Source organism: Nocardia sp. BMG111209, from assembly GCF_000381925.1.
Taxonomy (GTDB): domain Bacteria; phylum Actinomycetota; class Actinomycetes; order Mycobacteriales; family Mycobacteriaceae; genus Nocardia.
This window is the reverse complement of sequence record NZ_KB907307.1, coordinates 2,877,867-2,893,752: the sequence shown is the minus strand read 5'-3', so window position 1 is coordinate 2,893,752 and position 15,886 is coordinate 2,877,867. Positions and strand designations below refer to the sequence as shown.

General features: G+C 70.5%; 14 protein-coding genes. 4 read left to right on the top strand and 10 right to left on the bottom strand.

The features are described from left to right. Window positions 1-6: 6 nt before the first annotated feature. The 4 genes from G361_RS0113310 to G361_RS0113295 all read right to left on the bottom strand — a co-directional run bounded on the left by G361_RS0113310 (window position 7) and on the right by G361_RS0113295 (window position 5,529). Window positions 7-1,044, bottom strand: coding sequence for an enoyl-CoA hydratase/isomerase family protein (locus G361_RS0113310; protein WP_019927576.1), 1,038 nt, complete (start codon window positions 1,042-1,044; stop codon window positions 7-9). A gap of 210 nt (window positions 1,045-1,254) precedes the next feature. After that, complete coding sequence (locus G361_RS0113305; RefSeq protein WP_019927575.1) at window positions 1,255-2,691, bottom strand: FadD3 family acyl-CoA ligase; 1,437 nt, start codon at window positions 2,689-2,691, stop codon at window positions 1,255-1,257. Between the two features lie 48 nt (window positions 2,692-2,739). Further along, window positions 2,740-3,924 carry an amidohydrolase family protein gene (locus G361_RS0113300; protein ID WP_019927574.1) on the bottom strand — a complete coding sequence of 395 codons (1,185 nt, stop codon included), beginning with the start codon at window positions 3,922-3,924 and terminating at the stop codon, window positions 2,740-2,742. A 66-nt stretch (window positions 3,925-3,990) separates the two neighbouring features. Further along, window positions 3,991-5,529, bottom strand: coding sequence for an AMP-binding protein (locus G361_RS0113295; RefSeq protein WP_019927573.1), 1,539 nt, complete (start codon window positions 5,527-5,529; stop codon window positions 3,991-3,993). 125 nt (window positions 5,530-5,654) lie between these two features. Here G361_RS0113295 and G361_RS0113290 point away from each other — a divergent pair, with 125 nt between their 5' ends. Next, complete coding sequence (locus G361_RS0113290; RefSeq protein WP_019927572.1) at window positions 5,655-6,377, top strand: enoyl-CoA hydratase/isomerase family protein; 723 nt, start codon at window positions 5,655-5,657, stop codon at window positions 6,375-6,377. A gap of 105 nt (window positions 6,378-6,482) precedes the next feature. On the opposite strand, the gene G361_RS0113285 is transcribed toward G361_RS0113290, so the two are convergent. Continuing rightward, the gene (locus G361_RS0113285) at window positions 6,483-6,917 is read right to left on the bottom strand and encodes a hypothetical protein (RefSeq protein WP_019927571.1); all 435 of its coding nucleotides are present in this window, start codon (window positions 6,915-6,917) and stop codon (window positions 6,483-6,485) included. Window positions 6,918-7,044: 127 nt separating this feature from the next. Further along, window positions 7,045-8,247 (bottom strand): MFS transporter, encoded by a 1,203-nt coding sequence (locus tag G361_RS0113280; RefSeq protein ID WP_019927570.1) that lies wholly within the window; start codon window positions 8,245-8,247, stop codon window positions 7,045-7,047. 241 nt (window positions 8,248-8,488) lie between these two features. On the opposite strand from G361_RS0113280, the gene G361_RS0113275 reads away from it, so the two are divergent. Next, window positions 8,489-9,448, top strand: coding sequence for a hypothetical protein (locus G361_RS0113275; RefSeq protein WP_019927569.1), 960 nt, complete (start codon window positions 8,489-8,491; stop codon window positions 9,446-9,448). On the opposite strand, the gene G361_RS0113270 is transcribed toward G361_RS0113275, so the two are convergent. The 3 genes from G361_RS0113270 to G361_RS0113260 form a co-directional block, all read right to left on the bottom strand. After that, window positions 9,417-10,616 (bottom strand): sigma factor-like helix-turn-helix DNA-binding protein, encoded by a 1,200-nt coding sequence (locus G361_RS0113270; RefSeq protein WP_019927568.1) that lies wholly within the window; start codon window positions 10,614-10,616, stop codon window positions 9,417-9,419. The genes G361_RS0113275 and G361_RS0113270 overlap by 32 nt on opposite strands. 84 nt (window positions 10,617-10,700) lie before the next feature. Then, window positions 10,701-12,200 (bottom strand): serine/threonine-protein kinase, encoded by a 1,500-nt coding sequence (locus G361_RS50925; RefSeq protein WP_052172660.1) that lies wholly within the window; start codon window positions 12,198-12,200, stop codon window positions 10,701-10,703. A 146-nt stretch (window positions 12,201-12,346) separates the two neighbouring features. Next, window positions 12,347-13,249: an aminoglycoside phosphotransferase family protein gene (locus tag G361_RS0113260; RefSeq protein WP_019927567.1), complete on the bottom strand. Its 903-nt coding sequence runs from the start codon at window positions 13,247-13,249 to the stop codon at window positions 12,347-12,349. 85 nt (window positions 13,250-13,334) lie between these two features. Between G361_RS0113260 and G361_RS46920 the strand changes: the two genes are divergently transcribed. Both G361_RS46920 and G361_RS43515 read left to right on the top strand, forming a co-directional pair. Next, window positions 13,335-14,084 (top strand): alpha/beta fold hydrolase, encoded by a 750-nt coding sequence (locus G361_RS46920; protein ID WP_019927566.1) that lies wholly within the window; start codon window positions 13,335-13,337, stop codon window positions 14,082-14,084. Next, a complete protein-coding gene (locus G361_RS43515) occupies window positions 14,038-14,895 on the top strand; it encodes a hypothetical protein (RefSeq protein ID WP_231386870.1) in 858 nt (285 codons plus the stop codon). The genes G361_RS46920 and G361_RS43515 overlap by 47 nt, the downstream gene beginning before the upstream one ends. Before the next feature lie 12 nt (window positions 14,896-14,907). On the opposite strand, the gene G361_RS0113245 is transcribed toward G361_RS43515, so the two are convergent. Next, complete coding sequence (locus tag G361_RS0113245) at window positions 14,908-15,705, bottom strand: IclR family transcriptional regulator (protein WP_019927564.1); 798 nt, start codon at window positions 15,703-15,705, stop codon at window positions 14,908-14,910. Window positions 15,706-15,886 lie beyond the last annotated feature (181 nt).

The window sequence follows — 15,886 nt, the reverse complement described above, 5'->3', positions numbered from 1 at the left end:
CGGGTTTCAGCCCTCCTCGAGCCGGTCCACCAGGCCCCAGCGCAGCGCCGTGGTGACCGGCAGCGTGGCGCCGGTGAGCATGAGCCAGGCGGCGCGCCAGCGGCCGACGCGGCGGGGGATGCTCACCGTGCCGCCCGCGCCGGGCACCAGGCCCATCCGGATCTCGGGAAGTTGGAAGACGGTCCCGGGGGCGGCGATCACGGTGCCCGCGAAGGCCGACATCTCGGCGCCCGCGCCGATACAGGAACCGTGCACCCGGACGGTGACCCAGTCGGCCAGCTCGTCGATGATCCGCCACGGCGCCCGGTCCAGCCGGACCAGGTAGGCGGCGACCAGATCGGTGGCGGTACCGAATTCGTCCAGGTCGCCGCCGCTGCAGAACACCGGACCGTTCCCGCGGAGGGTGACCGATCCGACCGACGGGTCCACCTCGGCCACCGTCAGCGCCGCGAGCAACTGCTCGCGCAGTCGCATGCTGAGGGCGTTGCGGCGCTGCGGGTGGTCCAGCACGATCTCGAGGTGGTCCGCCTCGCGCTCCACCCGGACCAGATCGGTCGCCGGCCACCGGACCTCACGGGCGGGACCGCGTTCGGCCAGCCAGCGGGCGAATTCGGAGCCGCCGAGCAGCATCGAGTACACCGCCGCCTCGGCGGCCAGCGCGGGTGTGGTGGGCAGGCGGACGGTCTGCCGCAGCAACTGGCCGCAGGCGATCGCGGCGCGGGGGGAGTAGGCGGTCGCCGCGTGCAGCTCGGCCAGCGCCGCGTCGAGGTCGCCGACCGCGACCATCTGCGGCCACAGGGCCGAGGCGAAGCGGTCGGTGAGGGTGAGGGTGGCCGCGGCCAGCAGGGGCCGCAGCGGTGCGCTGGCGGGGCCGCGCAGGACGCCCACCACCAGCGGGAGGGCCCGTTCGATGCGGTCGGCGACGGCGGCGATCACGGCGGGCGGTTCGGCCGCGTACCGGTCCAGGTCCACCACGACCAGCGGCCGATCCGGCGTACCGGCCGGATCGATGTCCAGGCCGCCGTCCTCGGGTCGGCTGATCATGATGCTCACGGAGTCGATTGTAGGGATGCCGCGGTCCGGAGCAGTCCGGATCAGCTGCGCGGATGCGGCGCGGGGACGGGATCCTCGGTGACTGACAAGGTCCTCGGATCCCGCCCCGCGCTCAACTCCGGTGACGCCTGCCGCCGCGAACCCGGTGGGGGGTTGCGTATCGGGTTGCCGGGCCCGCGACGGCCTTCCATTCGGAAAGCGTTACCGTAGTTGGTCTTTCATCACCTTTCCGGTGGCGTTGAGCGGCAGCGCGCCGAGCAGTTCGACGGACCTGGGTACCTTGTACCCGGCCATGCGCTCGCGGCTCCAGGTGATCAGTTCCTCGGCGGTGAGGGGGGCCTTCGCGACGACGAACGCCTTGCCGACCTGCCCCAGCCGCTCGTCGGGCACGCCGATCACCGCGGCCTGCGCGACCGCCGGATGTTCCAGCAGGAAGCCCTCGATCTCCGCCGGGTAGGCGTTGAAGCCGCCGACGATGAACATGTCCTTCTTGCGGCCGATGATGCGGATGTGCCCGTCGTCGTCGCGGCTGCCCAGGTCGCCGGTGTGCAGCCAGCCGTCGGCGTCGACGGCCTCGGCGGTGGCCGCCGGATCGTCGAGATAGCCTTGCATCACGCTGTAGCCGCGGACCAGCACCTCGCCGTCGTCGGCGATGTCGACCTCCACGCCGTCGCAGGGGGTGCCGACGGTGGTGGCGATCTGCTCGAAGGTGTCCCCGGGCCGGGACGCGGTCGCGGTGCCGGCCTCGGTGAGCCCGTATCCGGTCATGATCGACCGGAACGGCAGTTCGCTGCGCACCCGGCGGATCAGCTCCACCGGGATGTCGGCCGCGCCGGTGACGGCGGACCGCAGTGTCGACAGGTCGTATCTGCCCTCGGCGGCGGCCTCGAGCAGCGAGTGGTACAGCGTCGGCGGGCCGGGCAGCATCGTGATCCGCTCCCGCTCGATCAGCTCCAGCACGGTGTTCACGTCGAACACCGGGACCGGCAGCATGGTCGCGCCGCGGATGAACGAGCTGACCAGTCCGGCCTTGTAGCCGAAGGTGTGGAAGAACGGGTTCACCAGCAGATACCGGTCGCCCTCGCGCAGATCGGCGAGATCGCACCATTCCGCGTACAGGCGCAGGGTCTGCACGTGGTTCATCATCACGCCCTTGGGCCGCCCGGTGGTGCCCGAGGTGTAGATGATGTCCGCGGTGTCGGTTCCGGCGTTGAGACGCTCGAACGGCGATCCGGCGGCCAGGAAGTCCGATGTCAGGTCGAACACCGGCACGCCGGCCGGCGTCGCGTACTCCTGACCCAGGAAACCCTGTTGCACCAGCACCGCTTTCGCGCCGCTGCGGTGGATCACGTCGGCGGCTTCCTCGGCCCGGAACCGGGTGTTCACCGGTACCAGTACCCCGCCCGCGACGTGCAGGCCGAAGGCGGCGACGATCCATTCGAGAGAGTTCGGGGCCCACAGCGCCACGCGGTCGCCGCGGTCGATTCCGGCGGCCGCGTAGGCCCCCGCGGCCCGGCGGATGCGATCCACCAGTTCGGTGAAGCTCAGCCGTACCGGGCCGTCCACGACCGCTTCGGCGTCACCGAAGCGGTCCGCGGAGCTGAGAACCATCGCGGGGATGGTGTCCCATGCTGTCATGCTCTCGTCTCCCTCAGCGTCGTTGCTGCCCCCGGCCGATGCGAGTGGCTACACTCCGAGCAGTCGAGCCAGGTTGCCGCCCATGATCTTCGCCTGATCCTCGACGGGCAGGTGCTGGAGCATGTCGGCGAAGTGGGTCGGCTGGGCCAGGCCCTCCGGGTGCGGGTAGTCGGAGCCGAACAGCACGCGGTCGACGCCGATCAGGTCGATCAGGTCGGTCACGCCCTCCTCGTAGAAGGGGCTGACGTGGATGCTCTTCTTGATGGCCGCGACCGGATCCTGCATGCCGAAACCCTCCGGCGCCTTCTTGTAGACGTCGGCGAGGATGTCGAGCAGCGGCTTCAGCCAGGACGAGCCGTTCTCGATGACGGCGATCTTCAGCTTCGGGTGCCGGAACAGCGCACCGTGGCAGACCCACGACGAGACCGTGTCCTGCACCGGCCGCCATTCGTTGACCATGCGGAAGGTGTTGGTCTGGAACGGCAGCATCTCGGAGTTGCTGCCCTCCCATTCGGCGTCGAAGCGCGCGTAACCGGAGTCGGAGGAGTGCATCGCGACGAGGATGTCGTGGTGGACGACCCGCTCCCAGAACGGATCGAACTCGGGCATCGCGAACGAGCGCGGGCCCTCGAAGCCGGGCACGGGGGCCGGGCGGACCAGGATGGCCTTGGCGCCGTTGGCGACGACCCAGTCCAGCTCCTCGATCGCCTTGTCCAGGATCGGCAGCGAGATGACCGGGGTGGTGAAGATCCGGTCCTCGTAGTTGAACTTCCAGGTGTCGAGCAGCCACTCGTTGAGCGCGTGCACGACCACGTGGATCAGCTTCGGATCGTCACGCATGCGCTCCTCGACGAGGCTGGCCAGCGTCGGGAACATCAGGGTGCGCTGCACGCCGAGCTCGTCCATCAGCGCCAGGCGCGGGCCGGGCTCGCGGAACGCCGCGGGGGCCTTGATCGCCGCGCCGAAGATCTCGCGGCGGCTCTTGCCCTCCGGGTTGCCGTTCTTGAAGTACTCCTCCATGGCACCGGGAGCGGCGACGACCGAGAAGGTCGGGTTGGGGATGTAGTCACTGATGACACCCCGGACCGCGATCTTGGTGCGGCCGTTGACCTGGACGTACTGGATCGCGCTCTTGTACTGATCCGGCAGGAACTTGGTCAGCGACTCTTCGGTCTCGTAGAGGTGATTGTCCGCGTCGAACAGCGGATACGGCAACGTCGGCGCTGCGGTCATGAGATCCTCCTTTGCTTCAATTGAGAATCCTATTCTCAATAAGGGAAGGCTCGCAAGAGGGACAGGTCACTGTTCCCGCTGGCGGAGCGTCTCGCGGATGCGGAATTTCTGGATCTTGCCGCTGGCCGTCCGCGGGAAGTCGGCCACGGCGAGAATCTCCTCGGGCCATTTCTGTTTGGCCAGGCCCTTGTTCGCGAAATGCTCGCGGACCTGGTCCAGTGTCGGCAGTTCGGCGCCGGGCAGCAGCCGCACCACCGCGGCGGCGCGTTCACCCAGGCGCGCGTCCGGCGCGGAGACCACCGCGACCTCGGCGATCCCGGACATGCCGAGCAGCGCCTCCTCCACCTCGAGCGCGCTGATGTTCTCGCCGCCGCGGATGATCACATCCGATTTGCGATCGGTGATGGTGAGATAACCGTCCTCGTCCAGGACGCCGATATCGCCGGTGTGGTACCAGCCCTCGTCGTCGAACATCTTCGCGGTCAGCTCGTCGTCGACGTAACCCAGGCACAGGTCCGGGCCCCGGCTGATGATCTCGCCCTCCTCGGAGAGCCGGATCTCCACGCCGGTGGACACGTTGCCGTCGGTGTAGAGCCGCTTCGCCGCCGGCGCGGTGTACCAGGAGGCGGTGATCGACGGATGTTCGGTGGTGCCGTAGGCGCGGAACACGGTGATACCCAGCTCGGTCAGGCGTTCGGTGACCGCGACCGGGACCGCCGCGCCACCCATACCCGCGTACTTCATGTTGACCAGGTGGTCCCGGGTGAAGTCGGGATGATCCAGCAGGCTGGTCATGTAGTAGGGCACGCCGCCGCCGACGATGACGTCGCGGGTACTCATCAGTTCCAGGACGCGGCCGGGATTCCAGACGTCGAGCAGATGGATCGGCCAGCCGCGGCGCACCGGGATGAGCAGCGCGTTCAGCATGCCGATGAAGTGCCCGACCGGGGCGCCGGTGAGCTGGCGGTCGTAGTCGTCGGGATAGCGCTCGGCCAGCTGGAAGGTCTCGAAGCCGAGGGTCTGATGGCTGTGCACCACGCCCTTCGGATTGCTCGTGGTGCCGGAGGTGAAGGCGATCACCGCGGGACAGGCCGGATCGGTGTGCAGCACACCGGCCATCGGCTCGTCGGCGAGCAGATCGTCGAAGTCGCGGCCGACCACGCCGACGATCGGCACGCCGGCGTCGAGGTCGTCGTCGTAGACCCGGTTGCCGAAACTCTCCGCGCGCAGGAACACCTTCGGCCGCACCGTCTCCAGGATGTAGGAGACCTCCTTGCGTCCGTAGATGTGCACGATCGGGACGATCACCGTGCCCAGCAGCGCCGCGGCCCAGAACGAGGCGGCCGCCTCCATCCAGTTCGGCAGCTGGAACACCACCACGTCGCCGGGACCGACACCGCGCGCGTGCAGGCCGGCCGCCAGGCGGCGCGCCACCAGCTCCACGTCGCGATAGGTCCCCTGATAGGGCCGGGTGTCGGAGTGCACCTCGAACACGTTGTCCGGCGTGGCCGCGAGACCGGCGGCCAGCAGCTCACCCAGCGTGTCGGAGGTCCACCACCCCTCCGCCACGTACTTCTCGGCCAGTTCTTCGGGGATCGTTCGCATAGAGTAATATTCTCATCACAGTAGAAGCTCAGTATCCAGTTCTGAGAATTGATTCACCGGAACAAATCCGGAGAGGCATTCCGGGCCGGTGAGCGACCGACAACGCGGAGACCGGGAGACACTGCATGGCGGACGTCGAGTTGGAGCTGGACAACGGGCTGGCGGTCATCACCATCGACCGGCCGCAGGCCCGCAACGCCATCGCCCCGACCACCATGGATGAGCTGGAGAAGGCGCTCGACGGCGCGGCCGGCGCGCGGGCACTGGTCCTGCGCGGCGCGGGGGATCGCGCCTTCGTCTCCGGGGGCGACCTCAAGCAGCTGGCCGAGATCCGGACCCTCGCGGGCGCCGAGGAGATGGCCTGGCGGATGCGCCTGATCTGCGACCGCATCGCGGAGTTCCCGGCGCCGGTGATCGCGGCGCTCAACGGGCACGCGCTCGGCGGCGGCGCGGAGTTCGCCGTCGCGGCCGACATCCGGGTCGCGGCCGACGACATCAAGATCGGCTTCAATCAGGCCGCGCTGGCGATCATGCCCGCATGGGGCGGCGCCGAGCGGCTCGCGGCCCTGGTCGGCCGGGGGCGCGCGCTCATGCTGGCCGGCGCGGGCACCATCCTGGAGGCGGCCGAGGCGCAGCGGTTCGGGCTGATCGACCGGGTGTTCCCGCGCGAGTCGTTCGAGGAGGGCTGGCAGGCGCTGGCCCGGTCCCTGGCCACCGAGTCGGCCACCTCGATCAAGCGCGTGGTCGGCGGGGTGCCGCCGGCCGAGGCGGTCGCGGCCTTCGCCCGGCTCTGGGTGGCCGAGGCGCACTGGGCGGCGGCGGATCGGGTCATGAACCGCGGCAAGTGATTTCCCCCGGCGCACGAACGCCGGGTACACAACGGCCGCATCGGCGATCAATGCCGATGCGGCCGTTGCGCTTGTACGACCCGGGAGCGAGTGTGCCCGCCCGGGTCAGCGTGTGGCGCCGAACGGACTCAGGAAATTCGGCAGCGGGAACTGCGCGCCGAAGCTCGCACCCGGAGTCGACCCGGCGTTGTCCGAGCGGGTGCCCGACTCGGCGCCCGTCGTGCTGTTGTCCGAGTTCGTGCCGGGAGCGGTCCGGGAGTTCGTGCCGTTGTTGTCCGAGCTCGTGCCCGGCGCCGAGTTCGAACTCGCGCCGGGTGCACCCGTGCCCGGGCCCATGTTCGAGTCGGCGCCCGGTGTGCTGTCCGAACGCGTGCCCGGTGCGGTGTTCGGATTCGCGCTGTCCGCGCCCGCGCTCGTCCCCGGATCGGAACCGGCGCCGGGATTCGCCGGGTCGGCGGCGGCCTCCGTCGAGGCCAGTGCCAACGCGGCGGCGGTCGCGACGACCGCCAGGGTGGTGCGTGCCATGCCGATGGAGCTCATATGTATTCCTTCCGTGCCCGTCGGAGTGGAAACAGCTCGGATCGAGCTCTGAGCACGTCCGAGTCTGGTGGGCAGCCGGAGGCAGGTCAACCATCTCGGTACGCCTGACGCAGGGTCGAGACCTGCCCTAATCGGCGGCGTCGACCGCCGATGTGGCGCCGGCGCGGGCGTGGAAGAAGCGCGCGGCGAAGATCAGCAGCACCGCGAAGAACAGTGGAATCGCGAAGCCCGCCCGGCGAGTCGTGGCATCCGCCAGCCCGCCGACCACCCCGCCGCCGACCAGCGTGCCCGCGTAGTTGAACAGATTCAGCCGCGCGATCACCGCGTCCAGTCCGCGTCCGCCGGTGAGCTCACCGACCTCGCTGAAACACAACGGCGCGATCACGGGCAATCCGATTCCCGCGATCAGGAATCCGATCAGGGCCGGGATCGGGCCCGGCGCCGCGACCACCACCGCCAGCCCGACCGCGCCGATCAGGGCCGACACCCGCACCACCACGCGCGGCCCGAATCGCCGCACCCACAGGTCGCCGGTGAGCCGGGTGACCAGCGACGCACCCTGATACGCGGCCAGGGCCAGCGCGGCCGTCGCCGACGTCGCCGCCAGATCGTCCTTCAGATACAGCGCCGACCAGTTGCCCACGGCCAGATCGATCGCGAAGACCAGCGCCATCGCCACGCCGAACACCAGATAGGCGCGCAGCGGCAGGATTCCCGCCTTGCCCTGCTCGCCGGGTTCCGATTCGGCCTGCCGGGTGCCGAGCAGCCGCGGCCCGAACCCCTGCCCGGCGACCAGGACGACGAGCGCGGCGGCGGCCAGCGCCGCCCCGAGCGTCACGTGCAACTTCTCGCAGCCGGCCACGAACAGCGCCCCGAGGATCGAACCGGCGCTCCAGGCGCCGTAGAACGACGAGAGCACGATCCGGCCGTACCCGTGCTGGATGAACACCGCCTGCATATTGGTACTGGCGTCGACGATGCCGACCGCCACGCCGTATCCGCCGAGGGCGGCGAACAGCACCCCGGTATTCGGCGACACCGCCGCGCCGAGGCCGGTGACGGCGATGAGGCCCAACCCGATTCGCAACGCCACCCGGCTCGACCACCGCACCGCCAGATGTTCGGCGAGCACACTGCCCACCGCCGCCAGCAGAGAGATCAGCACGACCGCGATCAGGATCAGGGTGTCGGTGAGATGGAACCGATCCTTCTCCTGCGGCAGTTCCGTGAGCACCACCGCGAGGAAGAAACCCTGCAGTGCGAAGGCCATCGAATTGGCCACGCGCGCAGCGCGGAGCGGTGACGATACAGACATGTATTCGGCGGCCATCTGCGCAGCGTAGCCGCCGCCGGGCGGTTCGGTGCGGCGGAGCGGGGGCCGGATCGTTGATAGCCCACTGCTATGCGAGACGCCGAATACGCAGGCGCGGAACGGAGATGGTCACGCCGGGCTAGCGGTTGGGTAACAAAAGGTGCCCGGATCCCCTGAATGGGACTCGGTTGTGCGGCAATCTAGATGTAGCGGACCGGAACGGGACGCGGGTGCACGGGTGTGTGAGGGGCGTGGTCGCGTGAGCACGAAGGAACAGGCCGGGATCGGGCGCACGCAGGTGGCGGTCGCCGCCACCGAGCGCGCTCCGGAACTTCTGAATCTTCCAGCGGTCGAACCGAATCCGCGCGGGCATCGCCCCGGGCAGCGCTGCCGCGAACCCGACTGCGGGGACTGCCGCTGGGACGTGCAGCGGATGAAGTACTGGTTGCGCGGCTGGCTGCTGGCCTGCGGCGCCGACGACGCCGAGGTGGACAAGCCGCTCGGCGCCCAGACCGCAGGATTGTTGTGGCACCGCGAATCTCGATTGTGTGCGATCGAAATACGCAGTGCCCCGGTGTCTTTGGAACAGGCCAGGGAACGCACCACGCGCTTGCGGGCGGTCGGCTGCGAGGAGGTGCTGTGGCTGTGCCCGCCCGGCTACTGGGTGCCGCGCATCCAGGCGATGGCCGTCGACGACTTCGCCCCCGACGGGTGCGGCTACCAGGTGACCGCGGGCCTGCTGGAGCTCACCCACAGCGGCCTGGCCACACCCTCGGCGCGCACGTACACGCTGCGCGAATTCATCGAGGACTGGGTCGCGGGCCGGGTGGCCTGGGGCATTCGCGACGAGGACACAGGAGGTTGGGCCACGGTGACCGATTGGGAGCAGCACACCAGCGCGCAGGCGGCCGTCATCGCGGCGCAGCGCCGGGAGCTGGTGCATCAGCGCACCGCGCTGGCGCTGGCGCGCAGGGCGACCCGTAAGAAGGAACGCCAGCTGGACCGGCTGCAGCGGGATCTCGTGGAGGCCGAGGAGGTGGCGCAGCGGCTGGCCGTCACCCGCCGCCGCCTCGACGACCACAATCGGGTCGACGCGGGCCTGCGCTACGCGATCGAGCGCGAGCGGGTGGCGGTGCGGCACTGGCAGCTGATCACCTGGTTCGCGGTGTTCATCGTCGTCACCTTCCTCATGGCGGCGATGATCCTGGCCCAGCGCTAGCGAGCCGGAACGGGCCGCGCTCCCAGCGCCATCCGTGGCGCAGGGCCAGCGCGGTCACGTCGATCACGTCCAGGTCCGCCTCCTCGCGGTAGCGGCGGAATTCCGCCCAGTCCAGCGGGCCGCGCGCGAGGCGGTTGCGCAGCGGGTGCTCCCGGCGGGGCTCGACGTTGTGGTGCAACAGATCCGGGACGCCGAGCCGGCTGCCGGTGAACACGAGCCAGCCCCAGCCGTGCTCGTGCGCCAGCGACCGGGCGGCGTCGAGCTTCGCGCGGTTGCCGTGAAAGGCCAAGCGGCCCAACGGCACCACATCGATCAGCAGTACCCGCCCGTCGGTCAGCCGGGCGCCGACGGTGGGATGATGCAGCCGTTGCACGTCGTCGAGCCGGTAGCCGACCGCGATCGGCCGCTCGGTGAAGGTGGCCACCGATTCGCTCTCGTCCAGCATCCGCAGCAGACGGGCTTCCAGCGCGGTGTCGAAAGTGGTCTCCCGGCCGAGGGTCTCGGCGAAGACGTGACCGCGCGCGTCGTCGCCGGCGTCGACGGTGCGGATCGGCAGTTCCGGCAGGCCGGCGGCGGTTCCGCCCGGCCATTCGGCCCGGCGCAGCAGCGGAACCAGTTGCCCGGCAATCGGTTCGACCGGCCGCGGCTCGGCCGGATGCCAGCGTCCGCGCTGCTGCCAGCCCGCGATGCGCTGGAACACGAAGCCCGCGATGCGTTTCGCGTCCATCAGCGCGTGCCCGGCCAGCCGCAGCTTGAGATAGGCCAGATCCTGTGCGGCGATATCGCTGTCGGTGACGTAGGTCTCGCCCAGCAGCGTCCGCACCAGCCGCTCGTCGCCCCACCCGACCGGATACCGCCGCGCGAACAACCCCACGTCCGGATGTCCGGTGGCCTGCACCCGCCGCACCATCTGCCCCACCGCGCGGGTGTACAACTGCCGCACCCGATCTCGCGACAGGTCGTACCGCGCGCCGATCATCGTCAGTGTTTCCGGCCGCTCGCCGTCGAGCCCGAGCCGCGCGGTGATCAGCTCGCCGTCGCGCGGCCGCTCCTCGGCCTGTTCGGCGGCCATCACCGCGAGGATCTCGTCGAGTTCCTCCAGGGCGAACGACACCCCGTCGCGCAGATCGTCGAGCAGCCCGGCCGGCACCTTGTCCACTGTCGTCACCGCATCCCTCGCCTTTCGCACGCTCTTTCGAAAGGGTAGGGCCGCAGCGGGCTTCCGGCCGGTAACTCCGGGCGTGTCGGCGGCTCAGTCCAGCGGCGCCGACCACCACCAGTCGAGGCTGTCCTCCAGCGTCGGCAGGATCGACAGGAGCAGGATCCGCTCCCGATCCGGATCGCCGTGGAAGGCCGTGACCGTATAGGTGTACGCGCCGGCGCCGACACCCTGCATCGTGTACGAGGTATAGCCGTGGCCGGACCTGCTGCGCTCGGCGCGGATGTTCGGCGGTAGCCCCGCCAGCACCGCGCGCGCGGCGTCCGGGGTGTCGTAGAGGTAGTAGAGGTACTGGGCGGCGGGCCGGCTGTTCATCGCCCCCGGGCAGTTCGCCGCCACGGTCCAGTCCCCGAAGGACGGCAGGTTGTCGAACTTCTCGTGCCGGTTGCCGGTGTCGAAGGTGCACCAGGCGTCGCGGAATCCGCTGCCGGGCCCGCCGTTCTCGGGCACCATCCGCGGAAAGGTGTTGTGCAGCACCACCGCCGCGCCCGTCGGCCGGACCTGGTCCGTGGTGGTCGCCGGCGCGGTGACACTCGGCGCGAACGACACCGGCGGCACCGTGACCGGCCCGGATCCGGCCTCCGCGCCACGTTGCGCCGAATTCGCCACGGCCACAACGACGGTGGCCACCAGGGCCAGCACCGCCGCCGCGCCGCCGGCGATCAACGCGGCCCGCCGCCGCGGCCGCCGTCCCGCCGCCCGCGCCGGATCGGGCGGCGCGGTCAGCGCGCGCCGCGCCGCCGCCGCGAAATCCCCGCACGACGCGAACCGCTGCCGCGGATCCGCCGCCAGCGCGGTCGCCAGCACCGCATCCATCGCCGCCGGAATCTCCGGCCGCTGGGCGTGCACGGGAACCGGTGCGGCGCCGCGCGAGTCGAGCAACCCCGCCGAATTGCCCACCGGATAGGGCACATTCCCGGTCAGCAGCCGATACAATGTGCACGCCAGCGCGTACTGATCGGCCCGATGATCGACCTCGGCGCCCGCGAGTTGTTCCGGCGACGCGTATGCCAGTGTCGCGGTGAGGTTCCCGCTGCCGGTGAGATGCGTGGTGTCGTCCCGCAGTCGCGCGATCCCGAAATCGGCCAGCAGCACCCGATTCCCGGGCTCGGCCGCGATGAGGATGTTCTCGGGCCGCACATCCCGATGCAGAATCCCTGTGGCATGCGCGTGATCCAGCGCATCGGCGATATCGGCGACGATCCGTACCGCCTCGCCCGCCGGCAGCAGCCGGACATCGAGCGCCCCCGCATCGGTACCGTCCACGTACTGCATCGCGATCCACAACCGGTCGTCCTCGACCCCGCGGTCGTGTACGGCCACGATGTTCGGATGATCCAGCCGGGCCGCCAGATCCGCCTCCCGCTCGAATCGGGCCCGGATCGCCCGGTTCGCCCCCAGGGCCCGATCCAGTACCTTCACCGCCGTGAGCCGGGGCAGCCGGGGATGGCGCGCCAGATAGACCTCACCCATACCGCCGCGTCCCAGCAGCCGCTCGATCGTGAACCCGGCGAAGATCTGCCCCGGTTCCATCACCCCGAACCTCCTGCCCGGCCGCCCGTCCCGTAGGTGGCAGTCCACGCCCCGCATCGTAGGCCGCCCCCACCCACCCGCGCCCGCCTCCCGTCCAACCACCCCGAACTATCACAACCCACACCCACCCCGATCCGGACCGGATCTCAGAGCAGCGCCTCGGCGAGTCGATCGGTGGCGTGCACGAGCCAGTCGGGTTCCCCGTGCCGGCGGCCCCACATCGCTTCCCGGACGGCGCCGGCCTGGGTCCAGCGGCGCGCGTGTTCGGGGTCCAGTCCGGCCGCGGCGCAATAGATGCCGAGGAAGCGAAGGATGTCCGGCCGCATCTCCGAGGACAGCAGGACCTCGCCGAAGCGGGGACTGCGGATCACGTTGAGGGCGTCGTGCGCCGGATCCCCGACCAGGGTCGCCGGGTCGATCGCGAGCCACGGTTCGCGATCGGCGGCGAGGATGTTGGCGTCGTGCAGATCGCCGTGGACGAGGATGTCGGGCTGGCCGGGGCCGAGCTCGCGCAGGGTGGCGACGGCGGCGTCGAGCACCACGCGCGGCACCGGGTCACCGAAAGCGGTTGCGGTGGAGAGTATCTCGTGTTCCCATCGATCCACCTTCGCGGCCAGGCGCGGCAGTCCCGGTGGGGCGGCGACGGCCAGGCGGCGGGACAGCCCGCCCTGGATCGTCAGGGCCTCCTCGTGGTCGGTGACGGTGGCGAGGGTGTGCTGCGAAACCCGTTCCAGCAGCATCGCGAAATTGTCGTCGTCCCGCGCGAACAGCCGGACCGCGCCGTTGCCCGCCCAGGTCACGTAGGCGTCCGGATCGTGGACGTTGCCCGGATGCGGGAACGACACCTTGACCACCGCCGGTGGCAGGTCCGGATTCCGCACCGGCACCACGATTCCGACCCGGCCGTACATCACGGGGCCGGTGGGTGTGCACGACCAGCGTTGCAGCAGTTCGTCCAGCAGGCCCGGCAGGGTCGCGGTCCACGCGAGCCCGCGTTCGCCCGCGTTGGCGGACTTGATGCGGATGAACTCCGCCGGGATCTCGATCACGAGACGACCCTACGCACGCGGGATCACCGCGGAAACACAGGATTTCGCCACGTCACCGTCACATCGGCCCATTACCGTGGTCCGCATGGGTATCCCGCACCTGGTCCTGCTGCACGGGCAGCCGGGTAGTCGCGCGGACTGGGACGGCGTGCTCACCTGCCTGCCCGCGTCCGTGCCCGCGGTGGCGTGGGACCGGCCGGGCTACGGCGACAACCGCGCGCCGGTCACCGGCCTGGCGGGCAATGCCGAGTGGGTCGCGGATCGGCTGGCGCGCGCCGAGATCCGGGACGCGGTTCTGGTCGGGCACTCCTACGGCGGCGGGGTCGCGCTGGCCGCGGCCGCCGCGGCGCCCGATCGGGTGCGCGGTCTGGTGCTGATCGCGGGCGTCGGCCCGGGATGTGTGTCCCGTTGGGACGAACTGCTGGCCGCACCGGTCGCCGGCCCGGTGCTGGCGATGACCGCCTGGGCGCTGCTGCCCTGGGCGGCCCGGCGGCTGGCCGGGCACGCGGCCGCCCCGGACCACGCGTCGGTGCGGGTGCTCGCCGGCATCCGGCACGAGCACGGTCCGGTGTGGCGCAGCTTCCTCACCGAACAGCGGGAACTGCTGCGCGGGTTCGACCCCTGGATCGACCGCGTCGCGGACCTGGGACTCCCGGTGTCGATCATCGCCGACCCGGCCGATAAGGTCGTCCCGATCGCCACCGCCCACGCGTTGCAGAACCGCCTCCCGGGCTCACGGCTCGAGTCGGTCCGGGCCGGTGGCCACCAGATACCGCGACGGATACCGGATGCCATTGCACACCGATTGGGTGAATTCGCCGGTTCGCTGGGCTGACCGGATGTCCGGCGCCGCCCGCGACCGCGTCCGGCGCTATCTGCGGGCCGAACATCGGCCCGTACCCTCGCACATCCCGCTGGATCCCGGCCACCACCCGGCCCGCCGGGTGGCCGACGAGGTGCGCTGGTCGTTCGCCGCACCCCGCTACTGGCTGGAGGGCGTCGCCGCCAATCTGGTGCTGTCGCTGCTGTATCTGCTGGTCTCGCCGCTGGCACACCCGCACCGGCAGTTCGGCTGGGTGGTGCTGGTCGGCACCTATTTCGCCACGTTCATCCTGGCCGACGTCACCACCACCAACATCCTCGGCCTGGACGCGCCCCGGGTCCGGGCGGGCCTGGCCGCGGGCCTGCCGGTGCGCAGCATCCTGCTCACCAAGAACCTCGCGCTGCTGATCATCGTCGGCCTGCCGCTGCTGGCCCTGACCGCCGTGCTCGCGCACTCGTTACCGCCGACCCGGCTGGTCGGCACCCTGTTCACGGTGCTGCTGCCGCTGTTGTGCTGGCTCGGCGTCGGCAACCTGATCTCGGTGCTGCTGCCGGTGGAGACGCGCTCGCTGGTCCATCGCTGGCGGGCCCGCCGCAGCCGCGAGACCTGGCTGTGGCTGGGCCATCTGGCACTGCCCTACGCGCTGTACTACCTGGTCGCCCCGATCGACGGGATCCAGCACGATCCGCTGCTGCGGCTGCTGCCGCATATCGATCGAAATCTGCGCTTCGTCCTGAATACCGGTGTGGGACTGAGCGTCTGGCTGCTCGGCACGCTGGGCGCCCTGCTGATCGTCCGGTATCGCGGACTGCGCGGCTACTAGCCCGGCCGGCGGTCAGGGCAGCGCGATGACCGGTCGCGGACCGGTGCGCCGCCGATTCGGCGGCAGCAGAACGACTTCCAGCGCGGTCGCGCACGCGGCGGCCTGTTCCGCGAACCAGCCCAGCCGCTCGCCGGTGATCACCTCCGGCGACGAGCGCAGCGCCAGCGCGAAGCGGGCGTGATCGTCGGCGTCCAGGACCGGGACCGCGACCGTGCGCACCCCCGAGGCGGATTCCCCGTCGTTGAGGGCGTATCCGGCGGCGCGGACCCGGATCAACTCCTCGCGCAACGCCTGTGGATCGGTGATCGTGCGGTCGGTCTGCGGTGTCAGCGGCGTGCCGATCTCCCGGTCCGCCGCGTCCGACCAGGCGAGCAGCACCTTGCCCAGCGCCGTCGAATGCAGCGGCCGGCGCAGCGCGCGACCATGGTCGTTCGCCAGCGAGCTGCCGACCAGGATCACCGCGCGCGCACCGACCCGCACGGCCAGGTCCGCGGTGACGCCGGTGCGCTGCGACAGCGCCGCGAGTTCCGGTTCGGCGCGATGCAGGCCGCGGCGGTGGTAGGCGGCCCGGCCGAGTTCGGCCATGGTCGGGCCGAGGCCGTAGCGGGCGGTGTCGCGGTCCTGTTCCAGGAAGCCGGTCGCGGTCATGGCCTGCAACAGGCGGTGGGTCGTCGACAGCGGCAGGTCGGTGCGGCGCGCCAGATCCGACGCGGACAGATCCTGCGGGCTGTCGCCGAAACAGTGCAGCAGCGCCAGAGTCCGATGGACCGCCTGCGCGCCGTCCCGTGGTTTCGCCGAATCTCCGCTCACCCCACCGAGTCTCCCATAATGTGGAAGCAATCGATCTGGTTCTGCGACTTATAATCTCGCTGATTCCATAATATGGACTACCCGGGTGCCGTCGGGCAGCATTGGGCGCCGAGCGGTCCGCCCCGGCGGATTCCGGAGCGGGCCGCACTCGCTTCCGCTCGTCCCGTTCGATTCCGCCTCC